The following is a 14,235-nucleotide window of genomic DNA, read 5'->3' as shown; positions in this document are numbered from 1 at the left end:
CGCATTGTCGCCGCGTTTGCCCGATGCCCTCTTGCCCGGTGCCTTCTCACAGGCCAGCAATGCGCGCCTTGCACCTGCAAGATTGCAGGGAATGCGAGTGCTCGGCCCCTGCGTTGGGCAACCGATAATCGGGCCGCCCCGTTTTTCGTTGACAGTTTTCCCGGACCCGAACCCCATGGCTTTGCCCCTAGATACCTCCGCCATCACCCACGGCATCCAGCTGGCGGTGGCACCCGTGTTTTTGCTCACTGCGGTGTCCGGCATGATCGGCGCGGTGGCCGGCCGCCTGGCCCGGATCATTGACCGGGCGCGTGTGGTGGAAGACCGCGCGCGCGTCAATGCCGAACCCGAATTTCTGGCCCGTGCTTACAAGGAGCTGGCGGACTTGCGTTTGCGTGGACGGCTGGCCAACGGTTGTATTGCGCTGCTGACGTTTTGTGCCTTCCTCATTGGCACGACCATCATCCTGCTGTTCCTGGGCGAAACCACCGACTTTCAGTCCAGCCGCCTTGCGGTGGGCGGGTTTCTGGCGGGCGTTGCGTGCTTTTTGCTGGCGCTGGTGTGTTTTCTGACCGAGACGCTGCTGGCCACGCGCCTGCTCGACTTTCACATGCTGCAGCAAGAGGTGGAAGGGAAGAAACCATGAAGTCTCTGGCAGACCTGGGCGGCCTGGTGTATTCCACCGAGTCGGGCCGCATGTGCCCCACCTGCCGCCAGCCGGTGGCGCAGTGCACCTGCAAGCAGAACAAGCCCCAGCCCACGGGTGATGGCATCGTGTGCGTATCGCGCGAGACCAAAGGGCGCGGCGGCAAGGCGGTCACCCTGGTCAAAGGCGTGCTGGTGGACGAGACTGCGCTGGAGCAGCTGGGCAAGCAGCTCAAGGCCGCCTGTGGCAGCGGCGGCACGGTGAAGGACGGCGTGATCGAGGTGCAGGGCGACCACGTGGAACGCGTGATGACCGCGCTGCAGAAGCTGGGCCACAAGGTCAAGCGCGCAGGCGGTTGAGGAGCCCAGGGCAATGGACGCAGACAAACTGCAACGCCTGGTCACCACCGAGATGCCGTACGGCAAGCACAAAGGCACGCTGCTGGCGGACCTGCCGGGCAACTACCTCAACTGGTTTGCGCGCGAGGGGTTTCCCAAGGGCGAGTTGGGCCAGTTGCTGGCGCTGATGCACGAGATTGATCACAACGGGCTGTCGGACCTGCTGCGGCCCTTGCGGGGGCGGTGATTCTTCCCCAGTGCCTGCGCTGCGTCGGGCGCTGGCCACAGGCCGCTGGAGCGCCACAACATGGTGACGATCATGGCCAAGGCAATCAGCAGCGGGCGCATCACGCCCGCATCCAGTAGCCCGTGCGTTGCTGCCTGCAGGGGGCCGACCACATAGCGCAGCACCTCTGGCAACGCTGCGAGTAGCACGGCTCCCAGGACCACCCCGGGGATATGCCCCATGCCGCCAAACACCACCATGGCAACGATAAGCACAGACTCCTGTAGGCTGAAGGCCTCGGGGGAAACAAAGCCCTGAAAAGCCGCAAACATGGCGCCTGTCACTCCGCCGAAGCTGGCGCCCACGCCGAAGGCCAGCAGCTTGAGGTTGCGGGTGTTGATGCCCATGGAACGGGCTGCGGTCTCATCGTCGCGGATAGCCATCCATGCGCGGCCGATGCGGGAGTGTTGCAGGCGCAGACAGACAACGATGGTGAGCGTCACCAGCGCCAGAAACAGGTAGTAGTACAGCGTGACCGACGCCACCTCATGGCCCGCCACCACCAGGGGGCGGCCCAGGTCCGCCCCCAGGATGTGCACCGGGTCGATCAAGCCCAGACCCTGGGCGCCCTGCGTGATGTTGACGGGGTGGCTCATGTTGATGACTAGCAGGCGCACGATTTCGCCAAAGCCCAGGGTGACCACGGCCAGGTAGTCCCCCCGCAGCTTGAGGGTGGGGGCTCCCAGCAGTATGCCGAGCAGGGCCGCGCATGCCGCGCCCAGCGGGATGGTCACCCACCAGGGGGCGTGCAGCCCCTGCGGGAACAGCGCAGCGATCCACGCAAAGTGGTCGGTCAGGTGGGGTGAGGTCAGCAGGGCAAACAGGTAGGCACCCAGTGCGTAGAAGGCCACATACCCCAGGTCCAGCAGGCCTGCATAACCCACCACCACGTTCAGGCCCAGTGCCAGCATGACGTACAGCAGGCTGACGTCAGCAACGCGCACCCAGTGGTGGCCGAAGGGTTGCAGTACCAGGGGCAGCAGGAGCACTGCGAGGACCAGGCCTGCTTGCGTGCTACGCCGTTCGAAGATCGTGCTCATGGGTGATGCCGTGGCTGGGGCGGTGGATGGGACGCTGCATGAAGCGCCAGTGGCTGTGCAGTGCCAGCGGCACCTCGGTGCCTTCGTAGGCCGCGCAGTCGGCGTAGCCGTGGGCTTCGTACAGGCGGTGTGCTGCCTGCATGAAAAGGGCGGTGTCCAGGCAAATGCGGGTGTAGCCCGCCTGAAAGGCATCTGCGTACAGCTTGCGCAGTGCCGACGAACCGAGATGCAGGCCCCGGTAGGCGGGGCGGACGTACAGGCGCTTGACTTCGACGGTGCCTGCGCCCAAGGGCCGCAGGCCACACATGCCTGCGGCTTCGCCATTCACGGCGATCAGGTAGTACGCGCTGTTTGGCCGGTTTTCGGTGTGGGAGACCTTCAATCTGGGCAGGTCCTCCGGTGGCAGCGGCAAGCCGGCACGCGGGGAGAGGGCCGGAAAGCACCGGGCTATTTCGCCATGCACCCAGCGCAGATATTCAGCCTGCAAACCCATCAGCGACGTTCGGGTTTCGCAGGTGCTGGCAGAGTCGGCGCGAAGGAATGACGGGTTCGGCATGGCGTGAATGTGTGGAAGTGCAAGAAGGTTAGACTGGATCGAATCAGCCAAAAAGTGGCTTTCATTCCTTTTATTGCGGAATGAAAAGACTGAATTGGCTGTGCTCAACCGGAGTGAAAAACGCAGATGGACAAGCTCAGTGGCATGTTGGCCTTTGTGAAAACAGCAGAGCTGGGCAGCTTTGTGGCCGCCGGACGGGCGCTGGAGATATCGGCGTCTGCGGTGGGCAAGGGCGTGGCGCGGCTGGAGCAGGAGGTGGGCGTGCGCCTATTGCAGCGCAGCACCCGGCGCATCCAGCTGACGGCAGAGGGGCGCCTGTTCCATGAGCGCTGCCGGCGCGTGCTGGACGACCTGGACGACGCGCAGGCCATGCTGTCGCTCTCGCGGGAGACACCACGGGGAAAGCTGCGGGTGAGTGCGCCCATCGTGGGCTACCACTTCCTGATGCCCCTGGTGCCGGAGTTTCTGGCGCGCTACCCCGAGGTGGAGCTGGACATCACGTTCAGCGACCGAGCGATCGACCTGATCGACGAAGGCATCGACGTGGCGATTCGCAGTGGCGACCTGCGCGATTCACGCCTGGTGTCGCGGCCCTTGCAGACCTTTCGGCTGCTGCTGTGCGCTGCGCCCAGCTACTTGGAGCGCCACGGCACGCCCGCTGCACTGCGCGACCTGGAGCGGCATGCCTGCGTGCGCTTTCGCCACCCGGATTCCGGCAAGCTGCTCGACTGGCCGTGGCGCGAGGACCTGGGCAGCGACGAGCCACGCCTTCGCACGGTGCTGGCCTGCAACAACATCGAAGCCGTTCTGGGTGCCACCCTGCGGGGGATCGGTATTGCCTGTATGCCCGACTTTCTGGTGCGCGATGCCCTGGCCGAAGGGCGGCTGGTGAGCCTGCTGGAGCCGCACCTGGGCCCGGCCCGCCAGTTCCGGGCACTGTGGCCTTCCAGCCGCCATCTGTCGCCCAAGGTGCGCGTGTGGGTGGATTACCTGGGCGCGCAGTTGTCCAGCCCGCCATAATCGCGGCCATACCAACAACCACACCGAGGGAATGCACATGAAGGGCAATATCGCTGCGATCGTTCTGGTCGTGCTGGGCGTGTTTTTTCTGCTGACCAACCTGGGACTGATCAGCATCAGCCTGCGCGAGCTGCTGCGGGTGTGGTGGCCTGTGGCGCTGATAGCAGTGGGTCTGGCGCTGTTCTTCACGCCAGGCAACAAGGGCAAATAAGCCAGAAGCGGGCGCTGGCGACCGCGTTGCCAGTCGGCAGTCTTCAACCTCGCTGGGTTTCTTCGCTGCCCTGGTGGCGGGCGCCGTGCTCATCGCGCCTATGGCGCCCATGGCCCTCGTCGCGGGGCTGCACAAAACCGGGGTCGTTCGCAAAGTAGCCCCGGAACAGGTTGCGTGCAATGCCATGGGCCGCCACCTGCAGGTCGTGCGCGACCTCCGGCGCAAACAAGCGATTGGTGTGCTGTTGCCACAGCGCCACCCAGGCCGCAAAGTGGGCGGGCGTGACGCCCTCCAGCGCCATGTGTTTGCCGAAGACATCGCCTTTGAAGCTGCGGGCGCCCAGCGCGACGGTGCTCCAGAAGTCCACCAGGCGCTGCAGGTGGGCGTCCCAGTGGCCGTGCAGGGCCTTTTCAAACACCGGACCCAGCAGCGGGTCGCGCCGCACATCCCCGTAAAAGCCGTGCACCAGTTGCGTGATGCTCTCCGCGCTGGGGGCGAGCTTGCCGGCGGTCTGTGTAGGGTGGGCTTCTTCGGTCATGGCGGCAGTGTGCTGGCTCACTGGCAGCCGCAGGTTGACGTAGCACAAGCTTGCGCGGGTGCAGCGCTGGCTTCGAACCGCGGAAACAGCACGTTGTTTTCCAGGTGGATGTGGTTGATGAGGTCGTCGCCCAGCTGGGCAATGCCCGCGTAGAGCGCGCGCCAGGTGTTGCATGCGCCTTGGGGAGGCGTGGCGTCATTCGTCAGCGCGTTGAGCTTGTCCAGCGCCTCGCCATGGTCCACATGTTCGGCGCGCATCATGCCGATGGGCTGGCCCACAAACGGGTTGCCGCCGTTCTTGAGCATGGGGAACAGCACCTGCTCTTCCTTGAGCATGTGCGACAGCAGCTCTTCGTGCATGGCCTCCAGGTGGTCGGCCAGGCCAACCGGCACCTGCGGGTGGTCGCGGTGCACGGCCTCCACGCGGCGGGCCATGCGGATCAGCTCGGGCAGCTGCTGGCGGTGCACCTCGTGGTAGCGCGCCAGGATGTGGTCGATGAGCGCGCTGGGCGACGCTGCCTCGGGCACGGCGTCGCTGCGCTGCAGGGCCGCCAGCTCGGCCAGCACGGCGTCGGCGTCCAGCCCCTTGTCGGCAGCCGCCTTGGCCAGGCTCACCTGGCCACCGCAGCAGAAGTCCAGCTTGAGGCGCCGAAACACCGCCGTGGCGCCCGGCAACTGCACGGCGATCTGGCCGATCTGCTGCTCGGCGCTCAGCGGCAGTGGGGTGGTGGGGGCTGTGGCGTGCAGGGTGTCGATGCGGGCGTTCATGGTGGTCCTTTAAAGATTCATATCGTGTGAATATTTTAGCGAATAAAATTCAGGATGTATGCATCTTTTTGATTGATCTGCGGCAAACCCATGCGACTGACCCAATGGACCGACTACACGCTGCGCGTGCTGATGTATTGCGCCGCCACCGAGGGGCGGGCGCAGCCCGTCACCATCACGGAGGTGGCCGAGGGCTATGGCATCTCGCGCAGCCACCTGATGAAGATCGTGCAGCAGTTGTCGGCGCAGGGCCTGCTGGAGACCACGCGCGGGCGGGGCGGTGGCATGCGGCTGATGGTGCCGGCGTCGTCCATCCACATTGGCGCGGTGGTGCGTGCCACCGAGACGGACTTCAACCTGGTGGAATGTTTTGACCCTGCCTCCAACCAGTGCCGCCTGAGCAGCCACTGCCGGCTCAAAGGGGTGCTGGGCCAGGCCATGCAGGCCTATCTGGAGGTGCTGGATGGCGTGACGCTGGCGGACCTGGTGGCGCCCACGTCACCCCAGGGTGTGGCGCTGCTGGCCACGGTGGCCGCCCCGCGCGCCGGCAGTGCCCGCCGCAGGGCCTCGTTGGTGCCCGGATTGCCCGATGCACCTGGGTTTGAATAAAAACGGCGTGATGCGCTAGTGCTACATACCTGGATAGCTATCAAATTAATAGTATCCAGTGGCGCCCTCTACGTACTGAGGCGCCACGCCGCTCAGCGCAGCACTTCCAGCAAGCGGTCGAGCCCGCCCTGGTTGATGGCCACCTTGGCCTGTGCACGCACGGCGGGCTTGGCGTGGTAGGCCACAGACAGGCCGGCGGCACCCATCATCGGCAGGTCGTTGGCGCCGTCGCCAACGGCAATCGCCTGCTGCGGCGAAATGCCCATGAGCGAGGCCACTTCCAGCAGCGTACGGCGCTTTTCTGCGCCGTCGCAGATGTCGCCCCAGGCCTGGTCCACCATGCGGCCCGTCAGTTGACCGTCTTGCACTTCCAGCATGTTGGAGCGCGCAAAGTCGATGCCCAGGCCCGCCTTCACGCGGTCGGCAAAGAAGGTGAAGCCGCCCGAGACCAGCAGCGTGGTGAGGCCCGCAGCCTTGGCGGCGGTGATCAGCTCCTTGGCGCCGGGGTTGAAACGCAGACGCTCGGTGAACACCTGCTCCATGTGCTGCACCGTCACGCCCTTGAGCAGGGCCACACGCTGGCGCAGGCTCTCCTTGTAGTCGGTGATCACGCCCTGCATGGCTGCCTCGGTGATGGCGGCCACCTCGGCCTTGCGGCCGGCGGCATCGGCGATTTCGTCCACGCACTCGATGTTGATGAGGGTGGAGTCCATGTCAAAAGCGATGAGCTTGTAGGCGGACAGGGACAGCGGAGGCTCGATGCCCTGGATGACGAGGCCAGGGGCGAATTCGGTTGCGTGGGTCATGGCAGAAAAAGGGGGAACAAATGCGGGGTAAGAACCCGCAATGGTATCCCCGGCAGGCTTTTGTTCCCGCCGTGCCCGCCACGCTCGCTCCAGGCGCTACCCCGGAGACTGGGCGGCAGAGGCCGCGCCCCGTGCGCGGCTCTCGCCAGATCCTGTGCCTCAGCGGGGATGCGGCAGGTTCTGGCCGCCGCCTTTGAGGGCCTTGGCGGCTGGGTTGGGCTGGGGCGGCTCGTTCATCTTGACCAGGAACATGCGTACAAAAAATGCGGCCATGCAGATCATGAACCCGATGCCGATGATGCTCATCAGGCCGTAGTCGGTGGAAAACAGATCGTTCAGCAGCTTCATGGAGACCCTCCTTGTGATGGTGTTCCCCACTATCGGACGGTCCCTGCGGCGGCTGCTTGTGCTGTGTCAAAGACTGCGGCGTGCGGGCAAGATGCAGGTCAAACCATGGCGGGATAGCGGCCAGTGCCTTCGGGCCAGGGCGTGAGCACCTCGAACCCCTCGGCCGTCACGGCCACCATGTGTTCCCACTGGGCGGACAGCGAGCGGTCGCGGGTGACCACGGTCCAGCCGTCGGCCAGCTCCTGCGTATCGCGCTTGCCGGCGTTGATCATGGGCTCGATGGTGAAGACCATGCCTTCCTCCAGCCGCAGGCCCTGGCCGCGCTGCCCGTAGTGCAGCACCTGGGGCTCGTCGTGGTAGATCTGCCCGATGCCATGGCCGCAGTATTCGCGCACCACACTGAACCGCTCGCGGTGGGCCACGGTCTGTATGGCATGGCCCACATCGCCCAGCGTGGCGCCGGGGCGTACCTGGGCAATGCCCGCGCACATGGCCTCGTAGGTGGTGTCCACCAGGCGGCGCGCCAGCGGGCTGGGCTCGCCCACAAAGTACATGCGGCTGGTGTCACCAAACCAGCCATCCTTGATGATGGCCACATCGATGTTGATGATGTCGCCCGCCTTGAGCACCTGCCCGGGCGACGGAATGCCGTGGCAGATCACATGGTTGACTGAGGTGCACACCGTTTTGGGATACCCCAGATAGCCCACGTTGGCGGGGGTGACCTGCAGTTCGTTCACGATGTAGTCGTGGCAGAGCCGGTCCAGTGCCTCGGTGCTGACGCCGGGCTGCACGTGCGGCGTGATCATGTGTAGCACGCGGGCGGCCAGGCGGCCGGCCTCACGCGCCTGGGCGATTTCGGCGGGGGAGCGCAGGGTGACGCGGGACGACTTCATTGAACACGCCGCCCGCTGTGGCCCGGCTTGGCGGCCACGGAGGCCGCCACCGTGTCCAGATCAAAGCCCCCGGCCTGTTCGGCGCGGATCAGCAGCTGGCAGATGTCGCTGTGGTCGAGGTTGGGATGCAGCTCGGCCAGCATGCCGATGCGCATCCAGTGTTCTGCCTGTGCGTTGATGGAGCGAGACAGGGCGTTGCTGGCAACGCGCAGGTTCTCGTGCATTTGGTCTGAAATTTTGACAATACCCATGCAGCGAATTGTATGCGAAACATATATGTTTCGTATCGCTGCGTGTCTGCAGTCCCTGTGGTGCGCGTTGGCAACACTGCGCTGATGCCCGGCAGCGCTACTGCGGAGGGCGCTTCAGATAGAGCTGGTCGGACCACGTGGCCAGCCACTCGGGCTTGAAGGCCACAAAAATCGCGGTGAGCATGCCCGTCACAAACCCGTCGCCCCAGGCCATGAGCCAGCGGGCCACCAGAGACAGTTCGTTGCCCACACCCGGCAACAGGTGCCCGGTCCATTGCGACAGCACACCAGCAGCAAACACGCAGGCCACGGTGCCCAGAAACGCGCGGCCCAGCACGTACACAAATGGCTGCGTACCGACAAAGCGCCGCACCAGCGCGCCCAGCGCCAGGGCCAGCGTGGCGGGCACCACGCCCAGCCAGATGGCGGCGCCCAGCGCATCGGCCCAGTCCAGGGCGGGTGAGAGCAGGCCCGCAATGGTGCCCACCGCCAGCAGCACGGGGATGGCCAGCGGCCAGCCCAGCATCAGCACCACGAGGCACGCGCCCGACCATTGCAATTGCAGCGGCATGGCGTGCAGTGTGGGCAGCGCCCACAGCCAGGGCAGAAACACCAGCGTGGCGAGCAATGGCGTCCACAGCGGGGACGCCGCGCCATGGGACTCGTGCTCCAGCGGCGTGCGGCTGGCCAGCAAGCGCCAGGGCCGCGTGACCAAGGCGGTAGTCAGGGCCACCAGCGCGACAAGAGACTCCAGCCACATTGTTTTGCTTCTCTTTTGATAGCTATCAGCGCATGATTCACTAGCGCTTGTGGCCTCTCTGGCTTGTAAAGTGCTATGCAGCCACCACGGGTTGCCCCAGGCTGCGCAGAATGTCCCGCACCATCTGTGCGCGGTCCTTGGGCTCCTTCAGCTCGCGCTCGATGCGCAGCTTCTCGTTGCCCGCCAGCTTGATGTGCTTGTTCTTCTGAATCAGTTCAATGATGCGCATCGGGTCGATGGGCGGCTGGGGCTTGAAGGTGATGTTGATGACGCCCGGGGCGGCATCCACCTTGACCACGCCGTAGGGCTGGCTCAGCACGCGCAGGCGGTGGACGTCGATGAGGGTCTGCGCCTGCGGCGGCAGCTTGCCGAAGCGGTCCACGATCTCTTCGAGCAGGCCGTCGATCTGGTCGGGCGTCTTGGCCGTGGCCAGCTTCTTGTAGAACGACAGGCGCAGGTGCACGTCGCCGCAGTAGTCGTCGGGCAGCAGGGCGGGGGCGTGCAGGTTGATGTCGGTGGTGACCGACAGGGGCGAGAGCAGGTCGGGTTCTTTGCCTGCCTTGAGCGCCTTGACGGCTTCGTTGAGCATCTCGTTGTAGAGCTGGAAGCCCACCTCCAGCATGTTGCCGCTCTGGTTCTCGCCCAGCACCTCGCCGGCGCCGCGGATCTCCAGGTCGTGCATGGCCAGGTAGAAGCCGCTGCCCAGTTCTTCCATCTGCTGGATCGCATCGAGCCGCTGCGCGGCCTGCTTGGTCAGGCCCTCGGTGTCGGGCACCATGAGGTAGGCGTACGCCTGGTGGTGGCTGCGGCCCACGCGGCCGCGCAGCTGGTGCAGCTGCGCCAGGCCGAACTTGTCGGCGCGGCTCATGATGATGGTGTTGGCCGTAGGCACGTCGATGCCGGTCTCGATGATGGTCGAGCACAGCAGGATGTTGTAGCGCTGGGCGACGAAGTCGCGCATCACGCGCTCCAGTTCGCGCTCAGGCATCTGGCCGTGGGCCACGGCGATGCGGGCCTCGGGCAATATTTCTTCGAGCTTCTGGCGGCGGTTCTCGATGGTCTCCACCTCGTTGTGCAGGAAGTACACCTGCCCGCCGCGCTTCAGTTCGCGCAGCACCGCTTCGCGGATCACGCCCGTGCCCTCGTTGCGCACGAAGGTCTTGATCGCCAGGCGCCGCTGCGGCGCGGTGGCGATGACCGACAGGTCGCGCAGGCCTTCCAGTGCCATGCCCAGCGTGCGCGGGATGGGCGTGGCCGTCAGCGTCAGCACGTCCACCTCGGCGCGCAGGGCCTTCATCTGCTCCTTGTGGCGCACGCCGAAACGGTGTTCCTCGTCGATGATGAGCAGGCCCAGGTTGTGGAACTTGGTGGATTCGGAGAGCAGCTTGTGCGTGCCCACCACGATGTCCACCGTGCCGTCGCCGATGCCCTTGATGGCGGCGGTGATCTCTTTGCCCGAGCGAAAGCGCGACACCTCGGCCACCTTCACCGGCCATTTGCTGAAGCGGTCCACCAGCGTCTGGTAGTGCTGCTCGGCCAGCAGGGTCGTGGGCGCGAGGAAGGCCACCTGCTTGCCGCCCGTGACGGCCACGAAGGCCGCGCGCAGCGCCACCTCGGTCTTGCCAAAGCCCACGTCGCCGCAGACCAGGCGGTCCATGGGGCGGGGGCTGATCATGTCCTGGATCACTGCGTGGATGGCGGCGTTCTGGTCGGCGGTTTCTTCAAAACCGAAGTCGTTGGCAAAGGTCTCGTAGTCCTGCGGGCTGTAGCGGAAGGCGTGGCCTTCGCGCGCCGCGCGGCGGGCGTAGATGTTGAGCAGCTCGGCTGCGCTGTCGCGCACCTGTTCGGCGGCCTTGCGCTTGGCCTTTTCCCACTGGCCGCTGCCCAGCTTGTGCAGCGGCGCTTCGTCGGCGCTGACGCCGGTGTAGCGGCTGATCAGCTGCAGCTGGCTTACGGGCACGTAGAGCACGGCCTTGTCGGCGTATTCCAGGTGCAAAAACTCCTGCATGGCGGGCGTGCCGTCGGGGTTCTTGTTGCCCACGTCCATGTTGACCAGGCCGCGGTAGCGGCCGATGCCGTGCGCGCTGTGGACCACGGGGTCGCCCACGTTGAGCTCGGCCAGGTCCTTGATCAGCGCCTCGACGTCGCTCACCTGCTCCTGCTTTTTGCGGCGGCGCGTGGTGGGGCCGGCGGCGAAGAGCTCGGTCTCGGTGACGAAGTCGATACCGTCCTCGATCCAGCTGAAGCCCACGGTGAGGCCGGCGGTGGCGATGCCCACCTTCTCGTCGTCCGCGCCCTGGAACTCGGCCAGCGAGTCAAAGGCCGGCGGGTTTACCCCGCTGGCGCGCAGAAAGTCGAGCAGGCTCTCGCGCCGGCCATCGCTCTCAGCCAGCAGCAGCACGCGGTGTTGCGTGTTGCGGAGGTGGGCGTGCAGACGGGCCAGCGGGTCCTCGGCACCACGCACCACCGACAGGTCGCCGAGCTTCTGGAAGTGCGGGTTGTCGGCAATGTCCTCCACGCCGGGGCGGATGGACAGCTGGGCATGCTCCTTGGCGCGCGTGTAGAACTGGTCGGCCGACAGGAACAGCGCCTCGGGTGGCAGCACCGGGCGCTCGGGGTCGCCCTGCACCAGGCGAAAGCGGTCTTTCGTGTCCTGCCAGAAGCGCTGGAAGGCGGGCTCCAGGTCGCCGTGCAGCACCACGGTGGCTTCGCCGCCCAGGTAGTCGAACACGGTGGCGGTCTCGTCGAAGAACAGCGGCAGGTAGTACTCGATGCCGGCCGTGGCCACGCCCGCGCCCATGTCCTTGTAGATGCGGCTTTTGGTCGGGTCGCCCTCGAGCATCTCGCGCCAGCGGCTGCGGAATTTGGCGCGCGCCTCGTCGTCCATGGGGAACTCGCGCCCGGGCAGCAGGCGCACCTCGGGCACGGGGTACAGGCTGCGCTGGCTGTCGGGGTCGAAGGTGCGGATGCTGTCGATCTCGTCGTCGAACAGGTCCACGCGGAAGGGTACGAGCGAGCCCATGGGGAACAGGTCGATCAGCCCGCCGCGCACCGCGTATTCGCCCGGGCTCACCACCTGGGAGACATGGCTGTAGCCCGCCAGCGTGAGCTGGGCCTTGAACTTGGCCTCGTCGAGCTTTTGCTTGACCTTGAAGTGGAAGGTGTAGCCCGCGAGGAAGGAGGGCGGCGCGAGCCGGTACAGCGCGGTGGTGGCGGGCACCAGCACGACATCGGCTTCGCCTTGCGAAATGCGCCACAGCGTGGCCAGTCGCTCGCTGATCAGGTCTTGGTGCGGGGAGAAGGTGTCGTAAGGCAGCGTCTCCCAGTCGGGGAACAGTGCGCAGCGCAGGCCCGGCGCAAAAAAGGCCATTTCGTCGATGAGCCGCTGTGCATCGGTGGCGTCGGACGTGACGATGGCGGTGGTGTGGCCAGCTGCCTTGTCGCGCTCGGCCAGGCGTGCCAGCAGCAGGGAGTCGGCGCTGCCCACGGGGCGGGGCAGGGCAAAGCGTTTTCCGGGGGAGAGTTTGGGGAGTTCCATGCGGACGGTGTCGTCAGTGGGCCCACCGCATCCCCAGGGGCGCGAAACACGCACGGGCTGGATCGGGGGCAACGGGAGATTTTAGAATGAGCGCTCCATGACTGCTCCTCTGTTGCACCCTTCGCTCACCCCCTTGTCGGCCCAAGGGCGTTTTTGGGCCTTGGTGCCCTGTGCAGGGGTCGGGTCGCGGGCCGTGCCGGCAGGCCCAGGCATGGCCCCTTCAGCACAGCCTGTGCAGGCATCGACCGTGGCGGCTTTTTCGCCCACCTCAGCGCTGTCTGCCAATGCACCCGTGGCGGTTGCCCCGTTGCCCAAGCAATACCACCTGGTGGCAGGCCATCCGATGGTGCTGCACACACTGGCTGCGTTTGCCGGGGTCGGGCGCTTGCTGGGTACGCTGGTGGCCGTGGCGCCGGGGGATCACTTTCTGGATGCCCATGCCCATCCCGCATTTTTTGTGGTGGAGTGTGGTGGCCCCACGCGTGCCGACACGGTGCTGGGTGGCCTCAAGGCGCTGCTGGATCGTGGTGCCCAGCCTGGCGACTGGGTGCTGGTGCATGACGCAGCGCGCTGCCTCGTGACCTCAGAGCAGATCGATGCGCTCATCGACCAATGCGCGGGCGACAGTGTGGGTGGCCTGTTGGCGCACAAGCTGGCCGACACGCTCAAGACTTCCATCGACGGCCCGGGCGGCGTGCGCGTGGCCTCCACCGTGGACCGCAGCGACAAGTGGCTGGCGCAGACGCCGCAGATGTTCCGCATCGGCCCGCTGATGGAGGCCATCGACAAGGTGGGCTCCAACGTGACTGATGAAGCCAGTGCGATGGAGGCCCTGGGTTTTCACCCCCGGCTGGTGCCCGGCGGGGCGCAGAATTTCAAGGTCACTTACCCGGACGATTTCGCGCTGGCGGCTGCGGTGCTGGCCCAGCGTGCGCACAGCACCACGCTGGAGCGCTTTGGCGGGGAGCGGGGGCAGGTGAGTACGGCCCCTGGCAAGAAGAATCTTTTTTAGTCCGCTGCGCATGGCGCTGCCGGCATCACTGGCGCGCTGACTGCGTTGCTCATCGGGGGAAACCGTCCGACGTTCCCCGCGACTCCTCACACAAACCTTCACAAAGGCAGACAAATGAATTTCAGGATTGGAGAAGGTTGGGACGTACATGCGCTGGTGCCCGGCCGCCGCCTGGTGATTGGTGGGGTGGAGATCCCTCACCCGACAGGCCTGCTGGGCCACTCGGACGCCGACGTATTGCTGCACGCCATCACCGACGCGCTGCTCGGCGCGGCGGCACTGGGAGACATTGGCCGCCATTTCCCCGACACCGATGCCGCGTTCCGGGGCGCAGACTCGGGCGTGCTGCTGGCCGAGGCGGCGCGGCGGGTGCGCGCAGCGGGCTTTGAGATCGGCAACATCGACAGTACGGTTGTCGCCCAGGCCCCACGCCTGGCGGCGCACATCCCTGGCATGCGGGCCGCCATCGCCCGCGCGGTGGGTGTGGCAGAGGACCAGGTCAATGTGAAAGCCAAGACGGCCGAGCGCCTGGGCCCGGTAGGGCAGGGGCTGGCCATGGAGGCACGAGCCATAGCGCTGGTCTACCGGGCGTAAGTCGCAGGGGATTGGCCCG

At 66.0% G+C, this 14,235-nt stretch carries 18 protein-coding genes; 8 read left to right on the top strand and 10 right to left on the bottom strand.

What is annotated here, in order from left to right; all coding sequences use genetic code 11:
- Positions 1 to 175 precede the first annotated feature (175 nt).
- The 3 genes from N4G42_RS15735 to N4G42_RS15725 are packed head-to-tail and all read left to right on the top strand — an operon-like array spanning position 176 to position 1,231.
- Entirely contained in the window at positions 176 to 646 is a 471-nt protein-coding gene (locus N4G42_RS15735; RefSeq protein ID WP_056064262.1) for a DUF2721 domain-containing protein, read from the top strand.
- The gene (locus tag N4G42_RS15730) at positions 643 to 1,005 is read left to right on the top strand and encodes a translation initiation factor Sui1 (RefSeq protein WP_260667849.1); all 363 of its coding nucleotides are present in this window, start codon (positions 643 to 645) and stop codon (positions 1,003 to 1,005) included. The genes N4G42_RS15735 and N4G42_RS15730 overlap by 4 nt, the downstream gene beginning before the upstream one ends.
- Before the next feature lie 13 nt (positions 1,006 to 1,018).
- Complete coding sequence (locus N4G42_RS15725; RefSeq protein ID WP_056064258.1) at positions 1,019 to 1,231, top strand: DUF3820 family protein; 213 nt, start codon at positions 1,019 to 1,021, stop codon at positions 1,229 to 1,231.
- Here N4G42_RS15725 and N4G42_RS15720 read toward each other — a convergent pair.
- Together N4G42_RS15720 and N4G42_RS15715 are read right to left on the bottom strand one after the other, a co-directional pair.
- Complete coding sequence (locus N4G42_RS15720; protein WP_260667848.1) at positions 1,186 to 2,310, bottom strand: branched-chain amino acid ABC transporter permease; 1,125 nt, start codon at positions 2,308 to 2,310, stop codon at positions 1,186 to 1,188. The two genes, N4G42_RS15725 and N4G42_RS15720, sit on opposite strands and share 46 nt — an antisense overlap.
- Positions 2,285 to 2,866, bottom strand: coding sequence for a GNAT family N-acetyltransferase (locus N4G42_RS15715; protein WP_260667847.1), 582 nt, complete (start codon positions 2,864 to 2,866; stop codon positions 2,285 to 2,287). The genes N4G42_RS15720 and N4G42_RS15715 overlap by 26 nt, the downstream gene beginning before the upstream one ends.
- Positions 2,867 to 2,992: 126 nt before the next feature.
- Here N4G42_RS15715 and N4G42_RS15710 point away from each other — a divergent pair, with 126 nt between their 5' ends.
- Both N4G42_RS15710 and N4G42_RS15705 read left to right on the top strand, forming a co-directional pair.
- Positions 2,993 to 3,886 (top strand): LysR family transcriptional regulator, encoded by an 894-nt coding sequence (locus N4G42_RS15710; RefSeq protein WP_260667846.1) that lies wholly within the window; start codon positions 2,993 to 2,995, stop codon positions 3,884 to 3,886.
- 37 nt (positions 3,887 to 3,923) lie between these two features.
- Positions 3,924 to 4,097 carry a LiaI-LiaF-like domain-containing protein gene (locus tag N4G42_RS15705; protein WP_165836502.1) on the top strand — a complete coding sequence of 58 codons (174 nt, stop codon included), beginning with the start codon at positions 3,924 to 3,926 and terminating at the stop codon, positions 4,095 to 4,097.
- Between the two features lie 43 nt (positions 4,098 to 4,140).
- Here the strand turns inward: N4G42_RS15705 and N4G42_RS15700 are convergent, their stop codons facing one another.
- Positions 4,141 to 4,635, bottom strand: coding sequence for a group III truncated hemoglobin (locus N4G42_RS15700; RefSeq protein ID WP_260667845.1), 495 nt, complete (start codon positions 4,633 to 4,635; stop codon positions 4,141 to 4,143).
- Positions 4,636 to 4,652: 17 nt separating this feature from the next.
- Positions 4,653 to 5,402 carry an iron-sulfur cluster repair protein YtfE gene (ytfE, locus tag N4G42_RS15695; RefSeq protein WP_260667844.1) on the bottom strand — a complete coding sequence of 250 codons (750 nt, stop codon included), beginning with the start codon at positions 5,400 to 5,402 and terminating at the stop codon, positions 4,653 to 4,655.
- 90 nt (positions 5,403 to 5,492) lie between these two features.
- Here ytfE and N4G42_RS15690 point away from each other — a divergent pair, with 90 nt between their 5' ends.
- Positions 5,493 to 6,011 carry an RrF2 family transcriptional regulator gene (locus tag N4G42_RS15690; RefSeq protein WP_056747228.1) on the top strand — a complete coding sequence of 173 codons (519 nt, stop codon included), beginning with the start codon at positions 5,493 to 5,495 and terminating at the stop codon, positions 6,009 to 6,011.
- Positions 6,012 to 6,103: 92 nt separating this feature from the next.
- On the opposite strand, the gene serB is transcribed toward N4G42_RS15690, so the two are convergent.
- The 6 genes from serB to mfd form a co-directional block, all read right to left on the bottom strand.
- On the bottom strand, positions 6,104 to 6,817 hold the full coding sequence (gene serB, locus N4G42_RS15685) for a phosphoserine phosphatase SerB (protein WP_056747189.1): 714 nt from the start codon (positions 6,815 to 6,817) through the stop codon (positions 6,104 to 6,106).
- A 159-nt stretch (positions 6,818 to 6,976) separates the two neighbouring features.
- Positions 6,977 to 7,165: a DUF3149 domain-containing protein gene (locus tag N4G42_RS15680; RefSeq protein WP_056747190.1), complete on the bottom strand. Its 189-nt coding sequence runs from the start codon at positions 7,163 to 7,165 to the stop codon at positions 6,977 to 6,979.
- Positions 7,166 to 7,263: 98 nt separating this feature from the next.
- Positions 7,264 to 8,061 carry a type I methionyl aminopeptidase gene (gene map, locus N4G42_RS15675; protein WP_260667843.1) on the bottom strand — a complete coding sequence of 266 codons (798 nt, stop codon included), beginning with the start codon at positions 8,059 to 8,061 and terminating at the stop codon, positions 7,264 to 7,266.
- A complete protein-coding gene (locus tag N4G42_RS15670; RefSeq protein ID WP_015014749.1) occupies positions 8,058 to 8,312 on the bottom strand; it encodes a ParD-like family protein in 255 nt (84 codons plus the stop codon). Before N4G42_RS15670 ends, map begins: the two co-directional genes overlap by 4 nt.
- Before the next feature lie 97 nt (positions 8,313 to 8,409).
- Positions 8,410 to 9,072 (bottom strand): hypothetical protein, encoded by a 663-nt coding sequence (locus N4G42_RS15665; RefSeq protein ID WP_056064236.1) that lies wholly within the window; start codon positions 9,070 to 9,072, stop codon positions 8,410 to 8,412.
- A gap of 73 nt (positions 9,073 to 9,145) precedes the next feature.
- Complete coding sequence (mfd, locus tag N4G42_RS15660) at positions 9,146 to 12,610, bottom strand: transcription-repair coupling factor (RefSeq protein WP_260667842.1); 3,465 nt, start codon at positions 12,608 to 12,610, stop codon at positions 9,146 to 9,148.
- A gap of 97 nt (positions 12,611 to 12,707) precedes the next feature.
- Here mfd and N4G42_RS15655 point away from each other — a divergent pair, with 97 nt between their 5' ends.
- Both N4G42_RS15655 and ispF read left to right on the top strand, forming a co-directional pair.
- Positions 12,708 to 13,622, top strand: coding sequence for a 2-C-methyl-D-erythritol 4-phosphate cytidylyltransferase (locus tag N4G42_RS15655; protein WP_260667841.1), 915 nt, complete (start codon positions 12,708 to 12,710; stop codon positions 13,620 to 13,622).
- A gap of 114 nt (positions 13,623 to 13,736) precedes the next feature.
- The gene (gene ispF, locus N4G42_RS15650) at positions 13,737 to 14,216 is read left to right on the top strand and encodes a 2-C-methyl-D-erythritol 2,4-cyclodiphosphate synthase (RefSeq protein WP_056064230.1); all 480 of its coding nucleotides are present in this window, start codon (positions 13,737 to 13,739) and stop codon (positions 14,214 to 14,216) included.
- The last annotated feature ends 19 nt before the right edge of the window (positions 14,217 to 14,235 follow it).

This window comes from Acidovorax sp. K2F (assembly GCF_025246485.1).
Lineage (GTDB): Bacteria > Pseudomonadota > Gammaproteobacteria > Burkholderiales > Burkholderiaceae_C > Acidovorax > Acidovorax delafieldii.
This window is presented reverse-complemented; position numbering and strand designations above follow the sequence as displayed.

Bases quoted from the DNA above. Each gene is read 5' to 3' on its own strand.
- serB (WP_056747189.1), bottom strand. From the start codon at position 6,817: ATGACCCACGCAACCGAATTCGCCCCTGGCCTCGTCATCCAGGGCATC.
- ytfE (WP_260667844.1), bottom strand. From the start codon at position 5,402: ATGAACGCCCGCATCGACACCCTGCACGCCACAGCCCCCACCACCCCA.
- map (WP_260667843.1), bottom strand. From the start codon at position 8,061: ATGAAGTCGTCCCGCGTCACCCTGCGCTCCCCCGCCGAAATCGCCCAG.
- ispF (WP_056064230.1), top strand. From the start codon at position 13,737: ATGAATTTCAGGATTGGAGAAGGTTGGGACGTACATGCGCTGGTGCCC.
- N4G42_RS15690 (WP_056747228.1), top strand. From the start codon at position 5,493: ATGCGACTGACCCAATGGACCGACTACACGCTGCGCGTGCTGATGTAT.
- N4G42_RS15715 (WP_260667847.1), bottom strand. From the start codon at position 2,866: ATGCCGAACCCGTCATTCCTTCGCGCCGACTCTGCCAGCACCTGCGAA.
- N4G42_RS15680 (WP_056747190.1), bottom strand. From the start codon at position 7,165: ATGAAGCTGCTGAACGATCTGTTTTCCACCGACTACGGCCTGATGAGC.
- N4G42_RS15670 (WP_015014749.1), bottom strand. From the start codon at position 8,312: ATGGGTATTGTCAAAATTTCAGACCAAATGCACGAGAACCTGCGCGTT.
- N4G42_RS15705 (WP_165836502.1), top strand. From the start codon at position 3,924: ATGAAGGGCAATATCGCTGCGATCGTTCTGGTCGTGCTGGGCGTGTTT.
- N4G42_RS15720 (WP_260667848.1), bottom strand. From the start codon at position 2,310: ATGAGCACGATCTTCGAACGGCGTAGCACGCAAGCAGGCCTGGTCCTC.
- N4G42_RS15710 (WP_260667846.1), top strand. From the start codon at position 2,993: ATGGACAAGCTCAGTGGCATGTTGGCCTTTGTGAAAACAGCAGAGCTG.
- N4G42_RS15700 (WP_260667845.1), bottom strand. From the start codon at position 4,635: ATGACCGAAGAAGCCCACCCTACACAGACCGCCGGCAAGCTCGCCCCC.
- N4G42_RS15655 (WP_260667841.1), top strand. From the start codon at position 12,708: ATGACTGCTCCTCTGTTGCACCCTTCGCTCACCCCCTTGTCGGCCCAA.
- N4G42_RS15725 (WP_056064258.1), top strand. From the start codon at position 1,019: ATGGACGCAGACAAACTGCAACGCCTGGTCACCACCGAGATGCCGTAC.
- N4G42_RS15735 (WP_056064262.1), top strand. From the start codon at position 176: ATGGCTTTGCCCCTAGATACCTCCGCCATCACCCACGGCATCCAGCTG.
- N4G42_RS15665 (WP_056064236.1), bottom strand. From the start codon at position 9,072: ATGTGGCTGGAGTCTCTTGTCGCGCTGGTGGCCCTGACTACCGCCTTG.
- mfd (WP_260667842.1), bottom strand. From the start codon at position 12,610: ATGGAACTCCCCAAACTCTCCCCCGGAAAACGCTTTGCCCTGCCCCGC.
- N4G42_RS15730 (WP_260667849.1), top strand. From the start codon at position 643: ATGAAGTCTCTGGCAGACCTGGGCGGCCTGGTGTATTCCACCGAGTCG.